Source organism: Streptococcus mitis (assembly GCF_005144795.1).
Classification (GTDB): domain Bacteria; phylum Bacillota; class Bacilli; order Lactobacillales; family Streptococcaceae; genus Streptococcus; species Streptococcus mitis_BB.
In genome coordinates this window covers 128496-150079 of the sequence record NZ_SWFJ01000001.1, presented here as the reverse complement: position 1 = coordinate 150079, position 21584 = coordinate 128496, and the positions used below count along the sequence as shown (strand labels likewise).

Below are 21584 nucleotides of genomic sequence, written 5' to 3'. Positions count from 1 at the left end.
AAACATTCTCTAAATTGGTAGAAGAAAGGAAATTCATCATGAAATTAAAAATATTCACACTTTCTCTTGCTTCTCTAGCAAGTCTTAGTCTCTTAGTAGCTTGCTCACAAAGAGCTCAACAGGTTCAACAACCAGCAGCTCAATCGCAAACTCAACAAACTCAGCAATCACAACCTGCTGCTTCATCTTCGGCAGAAAATTCAAACCAGGCAACAACAAGTTCTTCACAAAATACAGTTACAGCCCAACCAACTAATATTGATGGAACTTATACTGGTCAGGACGAAGGAGACCGTATCACTTTAGTGGTAACTGGAACAACTGGTACATGGACACAGGTAGAAACTGACGGAGATCAAGAAATCAAGCAGGTTAGCTTCGATGCCGCCAATCAACGCATGATTATTGGGGATGATGCCAAGATTTATGCAATTAATGGAAATCAGATGATTATTGACGATATGGATAGAGACGCTTCAGATCGTATCGTTTTATCTAAGTAAAGCTTATTTATCAAAAATTCCGATAGATTCTATTGGAATTTTTTGGTTTTAAAAGTCTCAAACATTATCTAAAAAGATTTGTTGAAACGTACTGAAATTTCCAAGGTAAAATACCTTAACTACCTTTCTAGGGATATTTTAATTTTATCAAAGCTTTCCTATGAAGATAAAATCAAGTGGATGGTATATTTGAAAATAGAGCTTATCATAAAAAGAAGGATTATCTTGAAAACTCTTTTTATATCATGTAAGATTAGGATATTGATTTCCCATACTGGTACTGGGATTGTAAACTTGATCGAATGCCTACTAAATTCAAGGAGAAAAAGAGTAAATTGTTGCCATCTAGCTGTGAACTGATGTATACTAATGGAAACAACTATTAACTAGGTGGTTAGGGAGAAGGATAAAAAAGAAAGGGGATGTATGAAAACTAGAAAAATACAGTTGCTCATGTCCAAGTATGGTTTTAGTATTACCATTATGCTGACTGAGTTAGTTCTTGTTTTTGGTGTATTTCTCTATCTGGGGCGAATGGCGCCTATTATTTGGATTATACTTGTTATTTTAGTGAGTTTAGCGACCATTGTATCGATTGTTAATCGTTCTATGAATCCCGAGAGTAAGGTAACATGGCTTTTAGTAGCCTTTGTTCCAGTGTTTGGGCCTTTGCTGTATATCATGTTTGGAGAACGTCGTTTGTCCAAGAAAGAAATGAAGCAACTGGAACAATTGCAATCCATGGTTCATCGTGAGGATAACAGTAGAGCTTTGCGTTTGGAATTAAAGGAACAAGACAAATCTGCTTATGGAGTTATTAAATCACTTCTCAGTATGGATACAAATGCAGATGTATATGATCAAACAGATACAAAGTTTTTTGCTTCTGGAGAAAGTATGTGGCAACAGATGCTGGAGGATCTTAGGAAAGCAGAAAAGTTCATCTTCTTAGAGTATTATATTGTAGAAGAAGGTTTGATGTGGAATAGTATTTTAGAGATTTTGGGAGAAAAAGTCGCCCAAGGTGTAGAAGTGAAAATGCTTTATGATGACATCGGTTGTATGGCAACATTACCTGGTGATTATACTATTCAGCTTCGGGGAAGAGGAATTGAGGCCCATAAGTTTAACAAGGTAATTCCTCGTTTGACAGTTGCTTATAACAATCGTGATCACCGTAAAATCTTAATTATTGATGGTCAGATTGCCTACACTGGTGGTGTTAACCTTGCAGATGAGTATATCAATCATGTAGAGAGATTTGGATATTGGAAGGATAGTGGTATCCGTTTAGATGGTTTAGCGGTCAAGGCTTTAACAAGACTCTTTTTAGCAACTTGGTATATAAATTGTGGGGAAATTAGTGATTTCGATCAATATCACCTTGAGAATCAACCGAGAGATGGTCAAGGGTTTTGTATACCATATAGTAGCGGACCTAAACCCATTTATCGAGCTCAGGTGGGAAAAACTGTTTATCAGAATCTCATCAATCAGGCGACAGATTATATCTATATTACGACCCCTTATCTTATCATTGACTATGATTTGACTGAAAGTATTAAAAATGCTTCCCTGCGAGGGGTAGATGTGCGAATTGTTACACCTTATATTCCAGATAAGAAAGTAATACAATTAGTTACTAGAGGAGCGTACTTAGATCTGCTTTCGGCAGGAGTCCGTATTTACGAATACAGTCCAGGTTTCCTTCACAGTAAACAAATGATCGTTGATGGCGAGGTAGCAACCGTTGGGACTATTAATTTTGATTATCGTAGTCTGGTTCATCACTATGAAAATGCAGTGTTGTTATATCGAACCCAATCAATTCTGGATATTGCGGAGGATTTTAGAGGAATTTTCCAAGTTTCACGAGAAATCAATTCCTACACCATTAAACCAAGGTGGTATCAAACTCTTATCAAAGAAATTGTGCAATTATTCGCACCGATGCTTTAAAAACAAAAAGATTTGACCTTGAGTTAAATCTTTTTTATATGGTTAAGGGAGACTTTCAATTCGGGAGGCTAGATTGTTTTTGTAGCATCAAATGAATCGCTATTCTAGATAGGATATAAGGTAAATATCAATCCCGGGCTGACATTCCGGTAAGATTTTGATATACTAAAACAGATAAACTTGGAGGAAAAATGAATGAATGTATATGGAAAAAAAGATGAGAGCTATGAAGAATCTCGTTATCCAGATTGGACATTACCAGAAAAAAAGGAAACTCTGCTTCCGCTTTTTAGTATTTTGATTGGAAGCTTGATTGCAACAGTGATTTCTGTTGTCCTACCTTTTATTTTTGATTTAATGAGCCCTCAACAGACTCAGGACCTTTATATTGGATGGGCCTTGCATCAAACTGGTCAGATTTATACAGACTACTTTGGGACTAATGGCTTGCTTTATTATTTAGTAGCTTATCTTTTGAAAGGGAGTGTTTTAATTTCTCTTGTGGAATGGTTGGCTCTGTTTGGGGCAGGTATTTTCCTTTTTAAAGCAGCAGATACTCTTACCGACCAAAGTGAGCAGGCCAAGCAAGTTGTGTTTGTATTTTATCTCCTCGTTGCAGGACTTGGTTTTGGTGGAGGTTATGCCCTTTTCCTAGCATTACCATTTTTATTTTACTCTTTGCACATTGTGACGCAGTATTTGTCTTATCCGGATAGTGATAAAGGATTTTTGCGACTTGGAATGAGTTTTGCTCTAGCATTCTTCCTTGCTCCATTGCCTACAGCTTTATTTGTAGCTACGATTGCCTTGGCATTGATCGGTTTTAATGTGGCGGAGCATCGATTTGTTCATGGATTGTATCAATTTTTTGCAGCTGCTCTTGGATTTTCTATTGTCTTTTATCCTTTAGGTTATTTTACGGTCTTGCAAGGAAGTTTTGGTGATGCGATTAGTCAAACTTTTTACCCCTTAAATACAGTGAGTCTGTTTGCAAATAATCTTTTGATTGAAAATGCAATTTTCTATGGATTGCTTGCTATTGGGGTTGGTTTTCTCACTCTTCTCTTTAAGGGCTTATTCCAATTAAAACCAGCCAAGCAATATTCATTATCACTTGTTGCTAGTTTAGGATTGCTGTTTGTGTTGTCTATGTTGATTTTATCTAAAGAGTCAGCGTATGGTTCACGTTTAGTCCTGCTGATTCCATTCTTGATATTACTCCTTATAACAGAAATTAAGGGTAAGGATAGAGTGAATCGTCGTCGGAGAAATGATGGCGATGGTTCTTTCCTAAAAAGTAATTTATATTTACCGCTTGTTGCAATAGCTTATTTATTGCTTCTACCAGTTTTGAGTCGTTATGTTTTTCATCCATCAGCATATCAAGAAAGAGCCCGTCTTGCGAGTGTCGTCAAAAAGGAAACGAGTGTTGAAGATCGTGTATATGCGTGGGATAACCGTCCCGAGTTTTATCTAGAAAGTGAACGTCTAGCACCAAGTTCTTTATTGATCCCAACTCTCTATACTGCAAGCGATGAGAATAAAACCAAGCTTATGAATGACCTGAAGGAGAATCAACCGAAGATGATTATGGTTAATCAACAGGTGGCTTTGTGGTCAGATGTAGAGACTTTGCTTAGTGAAAAATATGAACTTATTAAGACGGATACGAACGAATTCAAACTATATAAATTAAAATAATCAAATCAATATCTTGTGTATTTTTAAAAATTTTAGGATTTTTACCACAAGATATTGATTTTTCTTTTTAGAGTGGTATAATACTTTTTAGAAAGAACATTTTAGAAAAGAGCATGCATATGATTGCACTAGAAGAAAAAATTACAATTTTGACAACTCTCTTCGTCGAGAAACGAGATGGGAGACGTGTTGTATTTGATGTGGACAAGATTGACAAGGCTCTCCACAAGGCGGCAGACAAGGTTATGGATGTGACACCCTTGGTCGAAAAACGCCTCAATGCTCTGACCGAGCGAATTGTCATAGAAATTCATAGTCGCTTTCCACAGGGGGTTAAGATTTACGAAATTCAAAATATCGTAGAACATGAACTCCTTGAAGCCAAAGAATATGCGCTAGCTGAGGAGTATATTACTTATCGGACACAAAGGGATTTTGAGCGTTCAAAAGCGACGGATATCAACTTTAGCATCCATAAACTTCTCAACAAAGACCAGGCCGTTGTCAATGAGAATGCTAATAAAGACAGTGATGTCTTTAATACCCAGCGTGATTTGACAGCGGGTATCGTTGGGAAATCAATTGGACTGCAAATGCTGCCTAAGCATGTAGCCAATGCTCACCAAAAGGGAGATATCCACTATCACGATTTGGACTACAGTCCCTATACACCTATGACCAACTGCTGTTTGATTGATTTCAAGGGTATGTTGGAAAATGGTTTTAAGATTGGAAATGCAGAGGTAGAAAGTCCTAAGTCTATTCAGACTGCAACAGCTCAGATTTCGCAAATCATCGCCAACGTTGCTTCTAGCCAGTACGGTGGCTGTTCAGCTGACCGTATAGATGAAGTTTTGGCGCCTTATGCAGAGAAGAATTATCAAAAACACCTCAAGGATGCGGAAGAATGGGTCTTACCTGACAAACGGGAAGATTACGCTTGGAAGAAAACCCAAAAAGACATCTACGATGCCATGCAATCTCTTGAGTATGAAATCAATACTCTCTTCACTTCAAATGGACAAACACCTTTTACTTCGCTAGGTTTTGGTCTGGGAACCAATCGTTTTGAGCGTGAAATTCAAAAGGCAATTTTAAATATTCGCATCAAGGGTCTTGGTTCGGAGCATCGTACGGCTATCTTTCCTAAACTCATCTTTACGCTAAAAAGAGGACTCAATTTAGAGGAAGGAACTCCAAACTACGACATCAAGCAGTTGGCTCTAGAGTGTGCAACCAAGCGGATGTATCCAGACGTCTTATCTTATGATAAGATTGTTGACTTAACAGGATCCTTCAAGGTGCCTATGGGATGCCGTTCGTTCCTCCAAGGATGGAAGGATGAAAATGGTGTCGAGGTCAATTCAGGTCGGATGAATCTAGGTGTTGTGACAGTTAATCTGCCTCGTATCGCCCTCGAATCTGAAGGTGATATGACCAAGTTCTGGGAAATCTTCAACGAGCGGATGAATATCGCAGAAGATGCTCTGGTTTACCGTGTCGAACGGACCAAGGAAGCGACACCAGCCAATGCTCCTATCCTGTATCAATACGGTGCTTTTGGTCATCGTCTAGGTAAAGAAGAAAGTGTTGACCAGCTCTTTAAGAATCGTAGAGCAACAGTATCACTGGGCTATATCGGCTTGTATGAAGTAGCGACTGTTTTCTTTGGTAACAGCTGGGAAAGCAATCCAGATGCTAAGGAATTCACGCTAGACATCATTCGCGATATGAAACGCCGTGTAGAAGAGTGGTCAGATCAATATGGCTACCATTTCTCTATCTACTCAACACCATCTGAAAGTTTGACAGACCGTTTCTGCCGACTAGATACAGAGAAGTTTGGTTCTATTCCTGATATTACAGATAAGGAATACTACACCAATTCTTTCCATTACGATGTTCGTAAAAATCCAACACCGTTTGAAAAATTGGACTTTGAGAAAGTCTATCCAGAAGCAGGTGCGTCAGGTGGCTTTATCCACTATTGTGAGTATCCAGTCCTTCAGCAAAATCCAAAGGCCTTGGAAGCTGTCTGGGACTATGCCTATGACCGTGTCGGCTATTTAGGCACCAATACACCAATTGACCGTTGCTACAAGTGTGACTTTGAAGGGGATTTTGAACCAACTGAGAGAGGATTTGCTTGTCCAAACTGTGGAAATAGCGACCCTAAAACAGTAGACGTTGTTAAGCGGACTTGTGGCTATTTAGGTAATCCTCAAGCTAGACCTATGGTCAATGGACGTCACAAGGAAATCGCTGCACGTGTCAAACACATGAATGGCTCAACGATTAAAATAGCTGGGCATCAAGTAACAAATTAGGAAGAAGTGAAATGGGAAAATATCAATTAGACGATAAGGGGCGTGCACAAGTGACCCGTTATCACGAGAAACACTCTAAAGGTGGAGCTGGTAAAAAAGAACGCTTGCTCAACCTCAGAGAACAATTTTTAAATAAGAATAAGAAGAAATAAAAGTGAGAGTCAGCTCTCGCTTTTCTCTTAGTGGGAGGTAAGGATGGAATTACGCAGACCAAGATTAGCAGATAAAGAAACAGTTTTAGAGATGATGGCAGAGTTTGAAAAATATCAGTCGCCTCACGACGGTGGTTTCTGGGATACAGAAAATTTTTCTTATGAGGAATGGTTGGAAAGTAATCAGAATCAGGAAATGGGGATTAATTTGACTGAAGGATGGGTTCCCGCAATTCAGTTAGTAGCTTTTTCTGAGAAAGGTCAAGCACTTGGATTTCTTAATCTTCGGTTGCGCCTCAGTAACTTTCTCCTAGAAGAAGGTGGCCACATTGGCTACTCCATTCGTCCATCAGAAAGAGGCAAGGGTTATGCTAAGGAAACTCTCCGTCAGGGCTTGCAAGTTGCTAAGGAAAAGAACATCAAGAGAACTCTTGTGACCTGTAGCGTGAATAATCCTGCTAGCAGAGCAGTCATTTTAGCAAATGGTGGGCTCCTTGAGGATGTTCGTAACGGAGTCGAGCGTTATTGGATAGAGGTAGCGAATGAATAATCCAAAACCACAAGAATGGAAAAGCGAGGATCTTAGTCAAGGGCGTATTATTGATTACAAGGCCTTTAATTTTGTGGATGGAGAGGGTGTGCGTAACTCTCTCTATGTATCAGGCTGCATGTTTCACTGTGAGGGGTGTTATAATGTAGCGACTTGGTCCTTCAATGCTGGCATTCCCTATACAGCAGAATTAGAAGAACAGATCATGGCAGACCTTGCCCAGCCTTATGTTCAGGGATTAACCTTACTGGGAGGGGAGCCCTTTCTCAATACGGGTATTCTCTTGCCACTCGTTAAGCGGATTCGGAAGGAATTGCCAGATAAGGATATCTGGTCCTGGACGGGCTATACATGGGAAGAAATGATGTTGGAAACTCCAGATAAACTGGAACTCTTATCATTGATTGACATTCTTGTCGATGGACGATACGATCGAACTAAGAGGAATCTCATGCTCCAGTTTCGAGGTTCTTCCAATCAACGAATTATCGATGTGCAAAAATCCCTCAAAAGTGGGCAAGTAGTGATTTGGGACAAACTCAATGACGGAAAAGAAAGCTATGAACAGGTGAAGAGAGAATGAAGAGAAAAGACTTAATAGACCAGCTTGTTTCAGAAATAGAAAAGGGAAAAGTCAGGACACTGGGAATATACAGTCATGGAGCTTCAGGTAAATCAATCTTTACACAGGAATTGTACCAAGCTTTAGATTCTACTACAGTAAATTTGCTAGAAACAGATCCTTATATCACCTCGGAACGCCATCTGGTAGTACCAAAGGATGCGCCGAATCAAGAGGTGACAGCCTGTCTGCCAGTGGCGCATGAATTGGCGAGTTTGCGGAGAGATATCTTAGCCTTGCAGGCGGGTATGGATGTCTTGACAATTGAAGAGCCTTGGAAGGCTAGTGAGGTCTTGTCTGGAGCAAAACCAGTTCTGATTGTCGAAGGGATGTCTGTAGGCTTTTTACCCAAGGAACTCTTTGACAAAACCATCTGTTTCTACACGGATGAGGAGACCGAATTAAAGCGGCGTCTAGCTCGAGATACGACTGTGAGAAATCGTGATGCATCCTTTGTATTGGCTAGTCATCAGATGAGACGGGAGCAGTATCTGCGATATTATAAAGAAACGGAGTCTAAGGCGAATATCTTAGTGGACCAATCAGAAGGTAAATTTGAGGTCAAGAGAACTCAATTTATATAGAAGAAAATCTCTAATTTTAGAAAGAAAAAATAAGAAAACAGTTTCATCGTAAAAAAAACGAAAAAACAGCAACAAATCCCTTGCAATCGCAGGGGCTTTGTGTTATTCTATTATGGTGCTGTAAATTACAGCCTTAGCTTTGATGCAAGAGGTTGCGACACGCTCGGTTGCATTGCCACGCAACATCGCGTCGGTTTTCTTGTGGAGCTAGCCTATTATCTTAAATAGACGAAAAGGAGAAAAAGATGGCAAACAAAAAAATCCGTATCCGTTTGAAGGCTTACGAACACCGTACGCTTGACACAGCGGCTGCAAAAATCGTAGAATCAGCTACTCGTACAGGCGCACAAGTTGCGGGTCCAATCCCACTTCCAACTGAACGTAGCCTCTACACAATCATTCGTGCGACTCACAAATATAAAGACTCTCGCGAACAATTTGAAATGCGTACACACAAACGTTTGATCGATATCGTTAACCCAACTCAAAAAACAGTTGATGCGTTGATGAAATTGGATCTTCCAAGTGGTGTAAACGTAGAAATCAAACTTTAATCTAAAATATAAAAGAGCAGAGGCTGGTGTTTCAATCTAATTGAACACGGGCTAAACTCGGTGTGAAAAAGATAAACTTCCTAGTGTCTGCTAGACACTGCGTCAGTTTCCTATTTTCACTTTGAGTTTGACGCCCTTTGTATCTTAGACTTGAGCATAAAAAACGCTCGTTAAAAACTTTTTGAATAAAAAATATAGAAAAGGAACTATTTTCTCATGACAAAAGGAATCTTAGGGAAAAAAGTGGGAATGACTCAAATCTTCACTGAAGCTGGCGAATTGATCCCTGTAACAGTTATTGAAGCAACTCCAAACGTTGTTCTTCAAGTTAAAACTGTTGAAACAGACGGATACAATGCTATCCAAGTTGGTTTCGATGACAAACGCGAAGTATTGAGCAACAAACCTGCTAAAGGACATGTAGCGAAAGCTAACACGGCTCCTAAGCGCTTCATTCGTGAATTCAAAAACGTTGAAGGCTTGGAAGTTGGTGCTGAAATCACAGTTGAAACATTCGCAACTGGAGACGTTGTTGACGTAACTGGTACTTCTAAAGGTAAAGGTTTCCAAGGTGTTATCAAACGCCACGGACAATCACGTGGACCAATGGCTCACGGTTCTCGTTACCACCGTCGTCCAGGTTCAATGGGACCTGTTGCGCCTAACCGCGTATTCAAAGGTAAAAACCTTGCAGGACGTATGGGTGGCGACCGTGTAACAATTCAAAACCTTGAAGTTGTACAAGTTGTTCCAGAAAAGAACGTTATCCTTATCAAAGGTAACGTACCAGGTGCTAAGAAATCTCTTATCACTATCAAATCAGCAGTTAAAGCTGGTAAATAATAAAGAAAGGGGAAATCAGTCACAATGGCAAACGTAACATTATTTGACCAAACTGGTAAAGAAGCTGGCCAAGTTGTTCTTAACGATGCAGTATTTGGTATCGAACCAAATGAATCAGTTGTGTTTGATGTGATCATCAGCCAACGCGCAAGCCTTCGTCAAGGAACACACGCTGTTAAAAACCGCTCTGCAGTATCAGGTGGTGGACGCAAACCATGGCGTCAAAAAGGAACTGGACGTGCTCGTCAAGGTTCTATTCGCTCACCACAATGGCGTGGTGGTGGTGTTGTCTTCGGGCCAACTCCACGTTCATACGGCTACAAACTTCCACAAAAAGTTCGTCGCCTAGCTCTTAAATCAGTTTACTCTGAAAAAGTTGCTGAAAACAAATTCGTAGCTGTAGACGCTCTTTCATTTACAGCTCCAAAAACTGCTGAATTTGCAAAAGTTCTTGCAGCATTGAGCATCGATTCTAAAGTTCTTGTTATCCTTGAAGAAGGAAATGAATTCGCAGCTCTTTCAGCTCGTAACCTTCCAAACGTGAAAGTTGCAACTGCTACAACTGCAAGTGTTCTTGACATCGCAAATAGCGACAAACTTCTTGTCACACAAGCAGCTATCTCTAAAATCGAGGAGGTTCTTGCATAATGAATTTGTATGATGTTATCAAAAAACCTGTAATCACTGAAAGCTCAATGGCTCAACTTGAAGCAGGCAAATATGTATTTGAAGTTGACACTCGTGCACACAAACTTTTGATCAAGCAAGCTGTTGAAGCTGCTTTCGAAGGTGTTAAAGTTGCTAATGTTAACACAATCAACGTAAAACCAAAAGCTAAACGTGTTGGACGTTACACTGGTTTTACAAACAAAACTAAAAAAGCTATCATCACACTTACAGCTGATTCAAAAGCAATCGAGTTGTTTGCTGCTGAAGCTGAATAATCTAAGGAGGAAATATCGTGGGAATTCGTGTTTATAAACCAACAACAAACGGTCGCCGTAATATGACTTCTTTGGATTTCGCTGAAATCACAACAAGCACTCCTGAAAAATCATTGCTTGTTGCATTGAAGAGCAAGGCTGGTCGTAACAACAACGGTCGTATCACTGTTCGTCACCAAGGTGGTGGACACAAACGTTTCTACCGTTTGGTTGACTTCAAACGTAACAAAGACAACGTTGAAGCAGTTGTTAAAACAATTGAGTACGATCCAAACCGTTCTGCAAACATCGCTCTTGTACACTACACTGACGGTGTGAAAGCATACATCATCGCTCCAAAAGGTCTTGAAGTAGGTCAACGTATCGTTTCAGGTTCAGAAGCAGATATCAAAGTCGGAAACGCTCTTCCACTTGCTAACATCCCAGTTGGTACTTTGATCCACAACATCGAGTTGAAACCAGGTCGTGGTGGTGAATTGGTACGTGCTGCTGGAGCATCTGCTCAAGTATTGGGTTCTGAAGGTAAATACGTTCTTGTTCGTCTTCAATCAGGTGAAGTTCGTATGATTCTTGGAACTTGCCGCGCTACAGTTGGTGTTGTCGGAAACGAACAACACGGACTTGTAAACCTTGGTAAAGCAGGACGTAGCCGTTGGAAAGGTATCCGCCCAACAGTTCGTGGTTCTGTAATGAACCCTAACGATCACCCACACGGTGGTGGTGAAGGTAAAGCACCAGTTGGTCGTAAAGCGCCATCTACTCCATGGGGCAAACCTGCTCTTGGTCTTAAAACTCGTAACAAGAAAGCGAAATCTGACAAACTTATCGTTCGTCGTCGCAACGAGAAATAATATTAAACTAGTTGCTTAAGCAACTAGTAAATCCGCCAGCTCGGTAGCGCTCCATAGGAGCGCAAGCCGCTGTGGTACAACATTTAAAGGAGAAAATATAAAAATGGGACGCAGTCTTAAAAAAGGACCTTTCGTCGATGAGCATTTGATGAAAAAAGTTGAAGCTCAAGCTAACGACGAAAAGAAAAAAGTTATTAAAACTTGGTCACGTCGTTCAACGATCTTCCCAAGTTTCATTGGTTACACTATTGCAGTTTATGACGGACGTAAACACGTACCTGTTTACATCCAAGAAGACATGGTAGGTCACAAACTTGGTGAATTTGCACCAACTCGTACTTACAAAGGTCACGCTGCAGACGACAAGAAAACACGTAGAAAATAAGGAGAACATAAATGGCAGAAATTACTTCAGCTAAAGCAATGGCTCGTACAGTACGTGTTTCACCTCGTAAATCACGTCTTGTTCTTGATAACATCCGTGGTAAAAGCGTAGCCGATGCAATCGCAATTTTGACATTCACTCCAAACAAAGCTGCTGAAATCATCTTGAAAGTTTTGAACTCAGCTGTAGCTAACGCTGAAAACAACTTTGGTTTGGATAAAGCTAACTTGGTAGTATCTGAAGCATTCGCAAACGAAGGACCAACTATGAAACGTTTCCGTCCACGTGCGAAAGGTTCAGCTTCACCAATCAACAAACGTACAGCTCACATCACTGTAGCTGTTGCAGAAAAATAAGGAGGTAAAATCGTGGGTCAAAAAGTACATCCAATTGGTATGCGTGTCGGCATCATCCGTGATTGGGATGCCAAATGGTATGCTGAAAAAGAATACGCGGATTACCTTCATGAAGATCTTGCAATCCGTAAATTCGTTCAAAAAGAACTTGCTGACGCAGCAGTTTCAACTATCGAAATCGAACGCGCAGTAAACAAAGTTAACGTTTCACTTCACACTGCTAAACCAGGTATGGTTATCGGTAAAGGCGGTGCTAACGTTGATGCACTCCGTGCGAAACTTAACAAATTGACTGGAAAACAAGTACACATCAACATCATCGAAATCAAACAACCTGATTTGGATGCTCACCTTGTAGGTGAAGGAATTGCTCGTCAATTGGAGCAACGTGTTGCTTTCCGTCGTGCACAAAAACAAGCAATCCAACGTGCAATGCGTGCTGGAGCTAAAGGAATCAAAACTCAAGTATCAGGTCGTTTGAACGGAGCAGATATCGCCCGTGCTGAAGGATACTCTGAAGGAACTGTTCCACTTCACACACTTCGTGCAGATATCGATTACGCTTGGGAAGAAGCAGATACTACATACGGTAAACTTGGTGTTAAAGTATGGATCTACCGTGGTGAAGTTCTTCCAGCTCGCAAAAACACTAAAGGAGGTAAATAACCAATGTTAGTACCTAAACGTGTTAAACACCGTCGTGAATTCCGTGGAAAAATGCGCGGTGAAGCAAAAGGTGGAAAAGAAGTAGCATTCGGTGAATACGGTCTTCAAGCTACAACTAGCCACTGGATCACTAACCGCCAAATCGAAGCTGCTCGTATCGCCATGACTCGTTACATGAAACGTGGTGGTAAAGTTTGGATTAAAATCTTCCCACACAAATCATACACTGCTAAAGCTATCGGTGTGCGTATGGGATCTGGTAAAGGGGCGCCTGAAGGTTGGGTAGCACCAGTTAAACGTGGTAAAGTGATGTTCGAAATCGCTGGTGTATCTGAAGAGATCGCTCGCGAAGCGCTTCGTCTTGCTAGCCACAAATTGCCAGTTAAATGTAAATTCGTAAAACGTGAAGCAGAATAAGGAGAAGGCATGAAACTTAATGAAGTAAAAGAATTTGTTAAAGAACTTCGTGGTCTTTCTCAAGAAGAACTCGCGAAGCGCGAAAACGAATTGAAAAAAGAATTGTTTGAACTTCGTTTCCAAGCTGCTACTGGTCAATTGGAACAAACAGCTCGCTTGAAAGAAGTTAAAAAACAAATCGCTCGTATCAAAACAGTTCAATCTGAAGCGAAATAATAGACTAGGGAAGGAGAAATTTCAATGGAACGCAATAATCGTAAAGTTCTTGTTGGACGTGTTGTATCTGACAAAATGGACAAGACAATCACAGTTGTAGTTGAAACAAAACGTAACCACCCAGTCTATGGTAAACGTATTAACTACTCTAAAAAATACAAAGCTCATGATGAAAACAATGTTGCCAAAGAAGGCGATATCGTACGTATCATGGAAACTCGCCCGCTTTCAGCTACAAAACGTTTCCGTCTTGTAGAAGTTGTTGAAGAAGCGGTCATCATCTAATCAAACCTGAAAGGAGAAAACTGAAATGATTCAAACAGAAACTCGTTTGAAAGTCGCAGACAACAGCGGTGCTCGCGAAATCTTGACTATCAAAGTTCTTGGTGGTTCAGGACGTAAATTTGCAAACATCGGTGATGTTATCGTGGCATCTGTAAAACAAGCTACTCCTGGTGGTGCGGTTAAAAAAGGTGACGTTGTTAAAGCAGTTATCGTTCGTACTAAATCAGGTGCTCGTCGTGCTGATGGTTCATACATCAAATTTGACGAAAACGCAGCAGTTATCATCCGTGAAGACAAAACTCCTCGCGGAACACGTATCTTTGGCCCAGTTGCACGTGAATTGCGTGAAGGTGGCTTTATGAAGATCGTGTCACTTGCTCCAGAAGTACTTTAATTTTTAGAAACAAACTAGTCCCCTAGCTTCAAGCTAGGGTGCCCTTATGGGCGTAAGAAAAATCAAGGAGAAACCTAATGTTTGTAAAAAAAGGCGACAAAGTTCGCGTAATCGCTGGTAAAGATAAGGGAACAGAAGCTGTTGTCCTTACTGCCCTTCCAAAAGTAAACAAAGTTATCGTTGAAGGTGTTAACATCGTTAAGAAACACCAACGTCCAACTAACGAGCTTCCTCAAGGTGGTATCATCGAGAAAGAAGCAGCTATCCACGTATCAAACGTTCAAGTTTTGGACAAAAATGGTGTAGCTGGTCGTGTTGGTTACAAATTTGTAGACGGTAAAAAAGTTCGCTACAACAAAAAATCAGGCGAAGTGCTTGATTAATCACGAAGGAAAGGAGAAGTATAATGGCAAATCGTTTAAAAGAAAAATATCTTAATGAAGTAGTTCCTGCTTTGACAGAACAATTCAACTACTCATCAGTGATGGCTGTGCCTAAAGTAGATAAGATCGTTTTGAACATGGGTGTTGGTGAAGCTGTATCAAACGCTAAAAGTCTTGAAAAAGCTGCTGAAGAATTGGCACTCATCTCAGGTCAAAAACCACTTATCACTAAAGCTAAAAAATCAATCGCCGGCTTCCGTCTTCGTGAAGGTGTTGCGATCGGTGCAAAAGTTACCCTTCGTGGTGAACGTATGTACGAATTCTTGGATAAATTGGTTTCAGTTTCACTTCCACGTGTACGTGACTTCCACGGTGTTCCAACAAAATCATTTGACGGACGCGGAAACTACACACTTGGTGTGAAAGAACAATTGATCTTCCCAGAAATCAACTTCGATGACGTTGACAAAACTCGTGGTCTTGACATCGTTATCGTAACAACTGCTAACACTGACGAAGAGTCACGTGCATTGCTTACAGGCCTTGGAATGCCTTTTGCAAAATAATATAGGAGGTAAATCTAATGGCTAAAAAATCAATGATTGCTAAGAACAAACGTCCAGCGAAGTTCTCTACTCAAGCTTATACTCGTTGTGAAAAATGTGGTCGTCCACATTCAGTTTACCGCAAATTTAAACTTTGCCGTGTTTGCTTCCGTGAATTAGCTTATAAAGGACAAATTCCTGGTGTAACTAAAGCATCTTGGTAATTTAAGATATCAAGGGCGTCAAAACTCTAAGTGAAAATAGGAAATTTGACGAAGAAACTGAAGTTTCTAGGAAAGTTTATCTTTTTCACACAGAGTTTAGCCCGGGTTCAGTTGGGCTTGCCAATTTGAACACGAACTACAGCTTTGGCAAAAAAGACCAATTTGCTTTGGAGCATCGCTCCTGCATCAAATTGCCTATTTTTGCTCGTGCTGTTACGCTCTTTGTATCATGTATTAACTAGCAAGTGCAACTTGCAAACTACTAGTAAGAGGAGAAAAACAAAATGGTTATGACTGACCCAATCGCAGACTTCCTAACTCGTATTCGTAACGCTAACCAAGCTAAACACGAAGTACTTGAAGTACCTGCATCAAACATCAAAAAAGGGATTGCTGAAATCCTTAAACGCGAAGGTTTTGTAAAAAACGTTGAAATCATCGAGGATGACAAACAAGGCATCATCCGTGTATTCCTTAAATACGGACCAAACGGTGAAAAAGTTATCACTAACTTGAAACGTGTTTCTAAACCAGGACTTCGTGTCTACAAAAAACGTGAAGACCTTCCAAAAGTTCTTAACGGACTTGGAATTGCTATCCTTTCAACTTCTGAAGGTTTGCTTACTGATAAAGAAGCACGCCAAAAGAATGTTGGTGGGGAAGTTATCGCTTACGTTTGGTAATATTTAGCTTCCAATTTCTTTGTGACTCTTCGTTATCGTCTCTTGCCTAACCCAAAGTTATGCCTGCGAGACGATGCCTAGATTCACTTTGAAATTGAAACCTAAATGTTCCTTTAAATCGAGAAATCGATTTAACCCCGTGAAAACTGGCCGTTCTGGCCTGACAATTTAACAGGAGAAAATAAACATGTCACGTATTGGTAATAAAGTTATCGTGTTGCCTGCTGGTGTTGAACTCACTAACAATGACAACGTTGTAACTGTAAAAGGACCTAAAGGAGAACTTACTCGTGAGTTCTCAAAAGATATTGAAATCCGTGTGGAAGGTACTGAAGTAACTCTTCACCGTCCAAACGATTCAAAAGAAATGAAAACTATCCACGGAACTACTCGTGCCCTTTTGAACAACATGGTTGTTGGTGTATCAGAAGGATTCAAGAAAGAACTTGAAATGCGCGGGGTTGGTTACCGTGCACAACTTCAAGGATCTAAACTTGTTTTGGCTGTTGGTAAATCTCATCCAGACGAAGTTGAAGCTCCAGAAGGAATTACTTTTGAACTTCCAAACCCAACAACAATCATTGTTAGCGGAATTTCAAAAGAAGTAGTTGGTCAAACAGCTGCTTACGTACGTAGCCTTCGTTCACCAGAACCATATAAAGGTAAAGGTATCCGTTACGTTGGTGAATTCGTTCGCCGTAAAGAAGGTAAAACAGGTAAATAATGTTGAGTGGTTGATTCTCAACCACCAACCTATTTTCCAACTTTGTGCATAGCACACGATTTAAAACTAAAGAGGTGAAAACTGTGATTTCAAAACCAGATAAAAACAAAGTCCGCCAAAAACGCCACCGTCGCGTTCGCGGAAAACTCTCTGGAACTGCTGATCGCCCACGTTTGAACGTATTCCGTTCTAATACAGGCATCTACGCTCAAGTGATTGATGACGTAGCGGGTGTAACGCTCGCAAGTGCTTCAACTCTTGACAAAGAAGTTTCAAAAGGAACTAAAACTGAACAAGCCGTTGCTGTCGGTAAACTCGTTGCAGAACGTGCAAACGCTAAAGGTATTTCAGAAGTGGTGTTCGACCGCGGTGGATATCTATATCACGGACGTGTGAAAGCTTTGGCTGATGCAGCTCGTGAAAACGGATTGAAATTCTAATAGGAGGACACTAGAAAATGGCATTTAAAGACAATGCAGTTGAATTAGAAGAACGCGTAGTTGCTGTCAACCGTGTTACAAAAGTTGTTAAAGGTGGACGTCGTCTTCGTTTCGCAGCTCTTGTTGTTGTTGGTGACCACAACGGTCGCGTAGGATTTGGTACTGGTAAAGCTCAAGAAGTTCCAGAAGCAATCCGTAAAGCAGTAGATGATGCTAAGAAAAACTTGATCGAAGTTCCTATGGTTGGAACAACAATCCCACACGAAGTACTTTCAGAATTTGGTGGAGCTAAAGTATTGTTGAAACCTGCTGTAGAAGGTTCTGGAGTTGCCGCTGGTGGTGCAGTTCGTGCCGTTGTGGAATTGGCAGGTGTGGCAGATATTACATCTAAATCACTTGGTTCTAACACTCCAATCAACATTGTTCGTGCAACTGTTGAAGGTTTGAAACAATTGAAACGCGCTGAAGAAGTTGCTGCCCTTCGTGGTATTTCAGTTTCTGATTTGGCATAAGAAAGGGGATAAAATGGCTCAAATTAAAATTACTTTGACTAAGTCTCCAATCGGACGCATTCCATCACAACGTAAAACTGTTGTAGCACTTGGACTTGGCAAATTGAACAGCTCTGTTATTAAAGAAGATAACGCTGCTATCCGTGGTATGATCACAGCAGTATCTCACTTGGTAACAGTTGAAGAAGTAAACTAATGAATTTTTAGGGGATGTGCACTATACCATCCCCTAAAACTAGATATAGTCATCTATGATGACGTCGTATAGGCGAGTTGATGAGGGAGACAACCTTTTCTTCCTTATCGGCGCTAGCATTTTACAAAAGAGGAGAAAATAAAAATGAAACTTCATGAATTGAAACCTGCAGAAGGTTCTCGTAAAGTACGTAACCGCGTTGGTCGTGGTACTTCATCAGGTAACGGTAAAACATCTGGTCGTGGTCAAAAAGGTCAAAAAGCTCGTAGCGGTGGCGGAGTTCGCCTTGGTTTTGAAGGTGGACAAACTCCATTGTTCCGTCGTCTTCCAAAACGTGGATTTACTAACATCAACGCTAAAGAATACGCAATTGTGAACCTTGACCAATTGAACGTCTTTGAAGATGGTGCTGAAGTAACTCCAGTTGTTCTTATCGAAGCAGGAATTGTTAAAGCTGAAAAATCAGGTATTAAAATTCTTGGTAACGGTGAGTTGACTAAGAAATTGACTGTGAAAGCAGCTAAATTCTCTAAATCAGCTGAAGAAGCTATCACTGCTAAAGGTGGTTCAGTAGAAGTCATCTAAGAGAGGTGACCTATGTTTTTTAAATTATTAAGAGAAGCTCTTAAAGTCAAGCAGGTTCGATCAAAAATTTTATTTACAATTTTTATCGTTTTGGTCTTTCGTATCGGGACTAGCATTACAGTTCCTGGTGTGAATGCTAATAGCTTGAATGCTTTAAGTGGATTATCCTTCTTAAACATGTTGAGCTTGGTGTCAGGAAATGCCATGAAAAACTTCTCAGTTTTTGCTCTTGGTGTTAGCCCCTACATTACGGCCTCTATCGTTGTCCAACTCTTGCAAATGGATATTTTACCCAAGTTTGTAGAGTGGGGTAAACAAGGGGAAGTAGGTCGAAGAAAATTAAATCAAGCTACTCGTTATATTGCTCTTGTTTTAGCCTTTGTGCAATCTATCGGGATTACAGCTGGTTTTAATACTTTGGCTGGAGCTCAATTGTTGAAAACAGCTCTTACTCCACAAGTCTTTATCATGATTGGTATCATCTTAACAGCTGGTAGCATGATTGTGACTTGGTTGGGAGAGCAAATTACAGATAAGGGATACGGAAATGGTGTTTCTATGATTATCTTTGCCGGGATTGTTGCCTCAATTCCAGAGATGATTCAGGGCATCTATGTGGACTACTTTGTGAACGTCCCAAGTAGCCGTATCAGCTCATCTATCATTTTCATAATCATTTTGATTATTACTGTGTTGTTGATTATTTACTTTACAACTTATGTTCAACAAGCAGAATACAAAATTCCAATCCAATATACTAAGGTTGCACAAGGTGCTCCATCTAGCTCTTACCTTCCTTTGAAAGTAAACCCTGCTGGAGTTATCCCTGTTATCTTCGCAAGTTCGATTACTGCAGCGCCAGCGGCTATTCTTCAGTTTTTGAGCGCTACAGGTCATGATTGGGCTTGGGTAAGAACAGCACAAGAAATGCTAGCAACAACTTCACCAACTGGTATTGCCATGTATGCTTTATTGATTATTCTCTTTACATTCTTCTATACGTTTGTACAGATTAATCCTGAAAAAGCGGCAGAGAACCTACAAAAGAGCGGTGCCTATATCCATGGAGTTCGTCCTGGTAAAGGTACAGAAGAATATATGTCTAAACTTCTTCGTCGTCTTGCAACTGTTGGTTCCCTCTTCCTTGGTGTGATTTCCATTTTACCGATTGTAGCAAAGGATGTTTTCGGACTTTCAGAAGCAGTTGCTTTTGGAGGAACCAGTCTTTTGATCATTATCTCTACAGGTATTGAAGGAATCAAACAATTGGAAGGTTACCTATTGAAACGTAAGTATGTTGGTTTCATGGACAGAACAGAATAAGAGTATTTACTGAATTGGTAAATACTGAGGGAGTGGAGGTTTAAACTCTGACATTTGTGAGAGTTTGGTCTCCCCTCTTCTATTTTGTTTTTAAATAGGGGTGAAAAGACTTTTTGCTTCTATTTAAAAATAAAATAAGGAGATCAGATCATGAATCTTTTGATTATGGGCTTACCTGGTGCAGGTAAGGGAACTCAAGCAGCAAAAATCGTAGAACAATTCCATGTTGCACATATCTCAACAGGTGATATGTTCCGCGCTGCAATGGCAAATCAAACTGAAATGGGTGTTCTTGCTAAGTCATACATTGACAAGGGTGAATTGGTTCCTGACGAAGTTACAAATGGGATCGTAAAAGAACGTCTTTCACAAGATGATATTAAAGAAACAGGATTCTTGTTGGATGGTTATCCACGTACAATTGAACAAGCTCATGCCTTGGACAAAACATTGGCTGAACTTGGCATTGAACTAGAAGGGGTCATCAACATTGAAGTAAATCCAGACAGCCTCTTGGAACGTTTGAGTGGTCGTATTATCCACCGCGTAACTGGAGAAACTTTCCACAAGGTCTTTAACCCACCAGTTGACTATAAAGAAGAAGATTATTACCAACGTGAAGATGACAAACCTGAGACAGTAAAACGTCGTTTGGACGTTAATATTGCTCAAGGAGAACCAATCATTGCTCACTACCGTGCTAAAGGTTTGGTTCATGACATCGAAGGTAATCAAGATATCAATGATGTCTTTTCAGATATCGAAAAAGTATTGACAAATTTGAAATAAAGCGTTTTTCACACTTGCAAAAATCTGCTACAAATGTTATACTGAGATAGTCTGACTTATAATTGTTGTCTCTGTGTCTAGAGGCATCGAATCGAAATTTATGGAGGTGCTTTTGCGTGGCAAAAGACGATGTGATTGAAGTTGAAGGCAAAGTAGTTGATACAATGCCGAATGCAATGTTTACGGTTGAACTTGAAAATGGACATCAGATTTTAGCAACAGTTTCTGGTAAAATTCGTAAAAACTATATTCGTATTTTAGCGGGAGATCGTGTTACTGTCGAAATGAGTCCATATGACTTGACACGTGGACGTATCACTTACCGCTTTAAATAATCGAAAAACTTGGAGGGATAAGAAATGAAAGTAAGACCATCGGTCAAACCAATTTGCGAATACTGTAAAGTTATTCGTCGTAATGGTCGTGTTATGGTAATTTGCCCAGCAAATCCAAAACACAAACAACGTCAAGGATAAGATAGAAAGGAGAAAACATGGCTCGTATTGCTGGAGTTGACATTCCAAATGACAAACGCGTAGTAATCTCATTGACTTATGTTTATGGTATCGGACTTGCAACATCTAAGAAAATTTTGGCTGCTGCTGGAATCTCAGAAGATGTTCGTGTACGTGATCTTACATCAGATCAAGAAGATGCTATCCGTCGTGAAGTGGATGCAATCAAAGTTGAAGGTGACCTTCGTCGTGAAGTAAACTTGAACATCAAACGTTTGATGGAAATCGGTTCATACCGTGGTATCCGTCACCGTCGTGGACTTCCTGTCCGTGGACAAAACACTAAAAACAACGCTCGCACTCGTAAAGGTAAAGCTGTTGCGATCGCTGGTAAGAAAAAATAATATAGGAGGTAA

Annotated in this window: 34 protein-coding genes; all 34 read left to right on the top strand. The window is 40.3% G+C overall.

Annotated elements, in window-relative coordinates; all coding sequences use genetic code 11:
• The first annotated feature begins 38 nt into the window (after positions 1 to 38).
• The 34 genes from FBF73_RS00670 to rpsM all read left to right on the top strand — a co-directional run bounded on the left by FBF73_RS00670 (position 39) and on the right by rpsM (position 21572).
• Positions 39 to 503: an SP_0198 family lipoprotein gene (locus FBF73_RS00670; protein WP_125410857.1), complete on the top strand. Its 465-nt coding sequence runs from the start codon at positions 39 to 41 to the stop codon at positions 501 to 503.
• A gap of 426 nt (positions 504 to 929) precedes the next feature.
• Entirely contained in the window at positions 930 to 2462 is a 1533-nt protein-coding gene (cls, locus tag FBF73_RS00665) for a cardiolipin synthase (protein ID WP_136936661.1), read from the top strand.
• A gap of 195 nt (positions 2463 to 2657) precedes the next feature.
• Positions 2658 to 4163, top strand: coding sequence for a damage-inducible protein CinA (locus FBF73_RS00660; protein ID WP_136936660.1), 1506 nt, complete (start codon positions 2658 to 2660; stop codon positions 4161 to 4163).
• Positions 4164 to 4282: 119 nt separating this feature from the next.
• Positions 4283 to 6490, top strand: a complete 2208-nt coding sequence (gene nrdD, locus FBF73_RS00655) for an anaerobic ribonucleoside-triphosphate reductase (protein ID WP_169435147.1) — start codon at positions 4283 to 4285, stop codon at positions 6488 to 6490.
• 11 nt (positions 6491 to 6501) lie between these two features.
• A complete protein-coding gene (locus FBF73_RS00650; RefSeq protein ID WP_000521618.1) occupies positions 6502 to 6642 on the top strand; it encodes a hypothetical protein in 141 nt (46 codons plus the stop codon).
• Positions 6643 to 6685: 43 nt separating this feature from the next.
• The gene (locus tag FBF73_RS00645) at positions 6686 to 7192 is read left to right on the top strand and encodes a GNAT family N-acetyltransferase (protein WP_124787530.1); all 507 of its coding nucleotides are present in this window, start codon (positions 6686 to 6688) and stop codon (positions 7190 to 7192) included.
• On the top strand, positions 7185 to 7775 hold the full coding sequence (gene nrdG / locus FBF73_RS00640; protein WP_136936658.1) for an anaerobic ribonucleoside-triphosphate reductase activating protein: 591 nt from the start codon (positions 7185 to 7187) through the stop codon (positions 7773 to 7775). Before FBF73_RS00645 ends, nrdG begins: the two co-directional genes overlap by 8 nt.
• Entirely contained in the window at positions 7772 to 8398 is a 627-nt protein-coding gene (locus tag FBF73_RS00635; protein WP_136936657.1) for a uridine kinase family protein, read from the top strand. Before nrdG ends, FBF73_RS00635 begins: the two co-directional genes overlap by 4 nt.
• A gap of 245 nt (positions 8399 to 8643) precedes the next feature.
• Positions 8644 to 8952, top strand: a complete 309-nt coding sequence (gene rpsJ / locus FBF73_RS00630; RefSeq protein WP_001284513.1) for a 30S ribosomal protein S10 — start codon at positions 8644 to 8646, stop codon at positions 8950 to 8952.
• A 216-nt stretch (positions 8953 to 9168) separates the two neighbouring features.
• On the top strand, positions 9169 to 9795 hold the full coding sequence (rplC, locus tag FBF73_RS00625) for a 50S ribosomal protein L3 (RefSeq protein ID WP_061764350.1): 627 nt from the start codon (positions 9169 to 9171) through the stop codon (positions 9793 to 9795).
• Positions 9796 to 9819: 24 nt separating this feature from the next.
• On the top strand, positions 9820 to 10443 hold the full coding sequence (gene rplD / locus FBF73_RS00620; protein WP_000024537.1) for a 50S ribosomal protein L4: 624 nt from the start codon (positions 9820 to 9822) through the stop codon (positions 10441 to 10443).
• Positions 10443 to 10739: a 50S ribosomal protein L23 gene (locus FBF73_RS00615; protein ID WP_001055347.1), complete on the top strand. Its 297-nt coding sequence runs from the start codon at positions 10443 to 10445 to the stop codon at positions 10737 to 10739. Before rplD ends, FBF73_RS00615 begins: the two co-directional genes overlap by 1 nt.
• Positions 10740 to 10756: 17 nt before the next feature.
• Positions 10757 to 11590, top strand: a complete 834-nt coding sequence (gene rplB, locus FBF73_RS00610; protein WP_136936656.1) for a 50S ribosomal protein L2 — start codon at positions 10757 to 10759, stop codon at positions 11588 to 11590.
• Positions 11591 to 11693: 103 nt separating this feature from the next.
• On the top strand, positions 11694 to 11975 hold the full coding sequence (gene rpsS / locus FBF73_RS00605; RefSeq protein WP_000533766.1) for a 30S ribosomal protein S19: 282 nt from the start codon (positions 11694 to 11696) through the stop codon (positions 11973 to 11975).
• Positions 11976 to 11986: 11 nt separating this feature from the next.
• Positions 11987 to 12331 (top strand): 50S ribosomal protein L22, encoded by a 345-nt coding sequence (rplV, locus tag FBF73_RS00600; protein ID WP_000818137.1) that lies wholly within the window; start codon positions 11987 to 11989, stop codon positions 12329 to 12331.
• Positions 12332 to 12343: 12 nt separating this feature from the next.
• Positions 12344 to 12997: a 30S ribosomal protein S3 gene (gene rpsC, locus FBF73_RS00595; RefSeq protein ID WP_000529936.1), complete on the top strand. Its 654-nt coding sequence runs from the start codon at positions 12344 to 12346 to the stop codon at positions 12995 to 12997.
• Positions 12998 to 13000: 3 nt separating this feature from the next.
• A complete protein-coding gene (rplP, locus tag FBF73_RS00590; RefSeq protein WP_000960946.1) occupies positions 13001 to 13414 on the top strand; it encodes a 50S ribosomal protein L16 in 414 nt (137 codons plus the stop codon).
• 9 nt (positions 13415 to 13423) lie between these two features.
• Positions 13424 to 13630 (top strand): 50S ribosomal protein L29, encoded by a 207-nt coding sequence (gene rpmC / locus FBF73_RS00585; protein WP_000772918.1) that lies wholly within the window; start codon positions 13424 to 13426, stop codon positions 13628 to 13630.
• A gap of 24 nt (positions 13631 to 13654) precedes the next feature.
• On the top strand, positions 13655 to 13915 hold the full coding sequence (gene rpsQ / locus FBF73_RS00580) for a 30S ribosomal protein S17 (protein ID WP_000440801.1): 261 nt from the start codon (positions 13655 to 13657) through the stop codon (positions 13913 to 13915).
• Between the two features lie 25 nt (positions 13916 to 13940).
• Positions 13941 to 14309 carry a 50S ribosomal protein L14 gene (rplN, locus tag FBF73_RS00575; protein WP_000616545.1) on the top strand — a complete coding sequence of 123 codons (369 nt, stop codon included), beginning with the start codon at positions 13941 to 13943 and terminating at the stop codon, positions 14307 to 14309.
• A 77-nt stretch (positions 14310 to 14386) separates the two neighbouring features.
• The gene (gene rplX / locus FBF73_RS00570) at positions 14387 to 14692 is read left to right on the top strand and encodes a 50S ribosomal protein L24 (RefSeq protein ID WP_000497691.1); all 306 of its coding nucleotides are present in this window, start codon (positions 14387 to 14389) and stop codon (positions 14690 to 14692) included.
• A 23-nt stretch (positions 14693 to 14715) separates the two neighbouring features.
• Complete coding sequence (gene rplE, locus FBF73_RS00565) at positions 14716 to 15258, top strand: 50S ribosomal protein L5 (RefSeq protein ID WP_000013542.1); 543 nt, start codon at positions 14716 to 14718, stop codon at positions 15256 to 15258.
• A 17-nt stretch (positions 15259 to 15275) separates the two neighbouring features.
• Positions 15276 to 15461 carry a type Z 30S ribosomal protein S14 gene (locus tag FBF73_RS00560; protein ID WP_001085697.1) on the top strand — a complete coding sequence of 62 codons (186 nt, stop codon included), beginning with the start codon at positions 15276 to 15278 and terminating at the stop codon, positions 15459 to 15461.
• A 284-nt stretch (positions 15462 to 15745) separates the two neighbouring features.
• A complete protein-coding gene (rpsH, locus tag FBF73_RS00555) occupies positions 15746 to 16144 on the top strand; it encodes a 30S ribosomal protein S8 (protein ID WP_000245504.1) in 399 nt (132 codons plus the stop codon).
• Positions 16145 to 16331: 187 nt separating this feature from the next.
• Entirely contained in the window at positions 16332 to 16868 is a 537-nt protein-coding gene (gene rplF / locus FBF73_RS00550) for a 50S ribosomal protein L6 (RefSeq protein WP_000086639.1), read from the top strand.
• Between the two features lie 83 nt (positions 16869 to 16951).
• Positions 16952 to 17308, top strand: coding sequence for a 50S ribosomal protein L18 (gene rplR, locus FBF73_RS00545; RefSeq protein ID WP_136936655.1), 357 nt, complete (start codon positions 16952 to 16954; stop codon positions 17306 to 17308).
• Positions 17309 to 17325: 17 nt separating this feature from the next.
• Positions 17326 to 17820: a 30S ribosomal protein S5 gene (gene rpsE, locus FBF73_RS00540; protein ID WP_000874202.1), complete on the top strand. Its 495-nt coding sequence runs from the start codon at positions 17326 to 17328 to the stop codon at positions 17818 to 17820.
• A 13-nt stretch (positions 17821 to 17833) separates the two neighbouring features.
• Positions 17834 to 18016: a 50S ribosomal protein L30 gene (gene rpmD / locus FBF73_RS00535; protein WP_000057241.1), complete on the top strand. Its 183-nt coding sequence runs from the start codon at positions 17834 to 17836 to the stop codon at positions 18014 to 18016.
• A 144-nt stretch (positions 18017 to 18160) separates the two neighbouring features.
• Complete coding sequence (gene rplO, locus FBF73_RS00530) at positions 18161 to 18601, top strand: 50S ribosomal protein L15 (protein WP_000766087.1); 441 nt, start codon at positions 18161 to 18163, stop codon at positions 18599 to 18601.
• A gap of 12 nt (positions 18602 to 18613) precedes the next feature.
• Positions 18614 to 19924 carry a preprotein translocase subunit SecY gene (gene secY / locus FBF73_RS00525; protein WP_136936654.1) on the top strand — a complete coding sequence of 437 codons (1311 nt, stop codon included), beginning with the start codon at positions 18614 to 18616 and terminating at the stop codon, positions 19922 to 19924.
• A 150-nt stretch (positions 19925 to 20074) separates the two neighbouring features.
• Positions 20075 to 20713, top strand: coding sequence for an adenylate kinase (locus tag FBF73_RS00520; protein WP_001050436.1), 639 nt, complete (start codon positions 20075 to 20077; stop codon positions 20711 to 20713).
• Positions 20714 to 20829: 116 nt separating this feature from the next.
• Entirely contained in the window at positions 20830 to 21048 is a 219-nt protein-coding gene (infA, locus tag FBF73_RS00515) for a translation initiation factor IF-1 (protein ID WP_001029883.1), read from the top strand.
• 24 nt (positions 21049 to 21072) lie between these two features.
• On the top strand, positions 21073 to 21189 hold the full coding sequence (gene rpmJ, locus FBF73_RS00510; protein ID WP_001808836.1) for a 50S ribosomal protein L36: 117 nt from the start codon (positions 21073 to 21075) through the stop codon (positions 21187 to 21189).
• Between the two features lie 17 nt (positions 21190 to 21206).
• Positions 21207 to 21572: a 30S ribosomal protein S13 gene (gene rpsM / locus FBF73_RS00505; RefSeq protein ID WP_000090781.1), complete on the top strand. Its 366-nt coding sequence runs from the start codon at positions 21207 to 21209 to the stop codon at positions 21570 to 21572.
• The last annotated feature ends 12 nt before the right edge of the window (positions 21573 to 21584 follow it).

Bases quoted from the DNA above. Each gene is read 5' to 3' on its own strand.
- FBF73_RS00670 (WP_125410857.1), top strand. From the start codon at position 39: ATGAAATTAAAAATATTCACACTTTCTCTTGCTTCTCTAGCAAGTCTT.
- cls (WP_136936661.1), top strand. From the start codon at position 930: ATGAAAACTAGAAAAATACAGTTGCTCATGTCCAAGTATGGTTTTAGT.
- FBF73_RS00660 (WP_136936660.1), top strand. From the start codon at position 2,658: ATGAATGTATATGGAAAAAAAGATGAGAGCTATGAAGAATCTCGTTAT.
- nrdD (WP_169435147.1), top strand. From the start codon at position 4,283: ATGATTGCACTAGAAGAAAAAATTACAATTTTGACAACTCTCTTCGTC.
- FBF73_RS00650 (WP_000521618.1), top strand. From the start codon at position 6,502: ATGGGAAAATATCAATTAGACGATAAGGGGCGTGCACAAGTGACCCGT.
- FBF73_RS00645 (WP_124787530.1), top strand. From the start codon at position 6,686: ATGGAATTACGCAGACCAAGATTAGCAGATAAAGAAACAGTTTTAGAG.
- nrdG (WP_136936658.1), top strand. From the start codon at position 7,185: ATGAATAATCCAAAACCACAAGAATGGAAAAGCGAGGATCTTAGTCAA.
- FBF73_RS00635 (WP_136936657.1), top strand. From the start codon at position 7,772: ATGAAGAGAAAAGACTTAATAGACCAGCTTGTTTCAGAAATAGAAAAG.
- rpsJ (WP_001284513.1), top strand. From the start codon at position 8,644: ATGGCAAACAAAAAAATCCGTATCCGTTTGAAGGCTTACGAACACCGT.
- rplC (WP_061764350.1), top strand. From the start codon at position 9,169: ATGACAAAAGGAATCTTAGGGAAAAAAGTGGGAATGACTCAAATCTTC.
- rplD (WP_000024537.1), top strand. From the start codon at position 9,820: ATGGCAAACGTAACATTATTTGACCAAACTGGTAAAGAAGCTGGCCAA.
- FBF73_RS00615 (WP_001055347.1), top strand. From the start codon at position 10,443: ATGAATTTGTATGATGTTATCAAAAAACCTGTAATCACTGAAAGCTCA.
- rpsS (WP_000533766.1), top strand. From the start codon at position 11,694: ATGGGACGCAGTCTTAAAAAAGGACCTTTCGTCGATGAGCATTTGATG.
- rplV (WP_000818137.1), top strand. From the start codon at position 11,987: ATGGCAGAAATTACTTCAGCTAAAGCAATGGCTCGTACAGTACGTGTT.
- rplP (WP_000960946.1), top strand. From the start codon at position 13,001: ATGTTAGTACCTAAACGTGTTAAACACCGTCGTGAATTCCGTGGAAAA.
- rpmC (WP_000772918.1), top strand. From the start codon at position 13,424: ATGAAACTTAATGAAGTAAAAGAATTTGTTAAAGAACTTCGTGGTCTT.
- rpsQ (WP_000440801.1), top strand. From the start codon at position 13,655: ATGGAACGCAATAATCGTAAAGTTCTTGTTGGACGTGTTGTATCTGAC.
- rplN (WP_000616545.1), top strand. From the start codon at position 13,941: ATGATTCAAACAGAAACTCGTTTGAAAGTCGCAGACAACAGCGGTGCT.
- rplX (WP_000497691.1), top strand. From the start codon at position 14,387: ATGTTTGTAAAAAAAGGCGACAAAGTTCGCGTAATCGCTGGTAAAGAT.
- rplE (WP_000013542.1), top strand. From the start codon at position 14,716: ATGGCAAATCGTTTAAAAGAAAAATATCTTAATGAAGTAGTTCCTGCT.
- FBF73_RS00560 (WP_001085697.1), top strand. From the start codon at position 15,276: ATGGCTAAAAAATCAATGATTGCTAAGAACAAACGTCCAGCGAAGTTC.
- rpsH (WP_000245504.1), top strand. From the start codon at position 15,746: ATGGTTATGACTGACCCAATCGCAGACTTCCTAACTCGTATTCGTAAC.
- rplF (WP_000086639.1), top strand. From the start codon at position 16,332: ATGTCACGTATTGGTAATAAAGTTATCGTGTTGCCTGCTGGTGTTGAA.
- rpsE (WP_000874202.1), top strand. From the start codon at position 17,326: ATGGCATTTAAAGACAATGCAGTTGAATTAGAAGAACGCGTAGTTGCT.
- rpmD (WP_000057241.1), top strand. From the start codon at position 17,834: ATGGCTCAAATTAAAATTACTTTGACTAAGTCTCCAATCGGACGCATT.
- rplO (WP_000766087.1), top strand. From the start codon at position 18,161: ATGAAACTTCATGAATTGAAACCTGCAGAAGGTTCTCGTAAAGTACGT.
- secY (WP_136936654.1), top strand. From the start codon at position 18,614: ATGTTTTTTAAATTATTAAGAGAAGCTCTTAAAGTCAAGCAGGTTCGA.
- FBF73_RS00520 (WP_001050436.1), top strand. From the start codon at position 20,075: ATGAATCTTTTGATTATGGGCTTACCTGGTGCAGGTAAGGGAACTCAA.
- rpmJ (WP_001808836.1), top strand. From the start codon at position 21,073: ATGAAAGTAAGACCATCGGTCAAACCAATTTGCGAATACTGTAAAGTT.
- rpsM (WP_000090781.1), top strand. From the start codon at position 21,207: ATGGCTCGTATTGCTGGAGTTGACATTCCAAATGACAAACGCGTAGTA.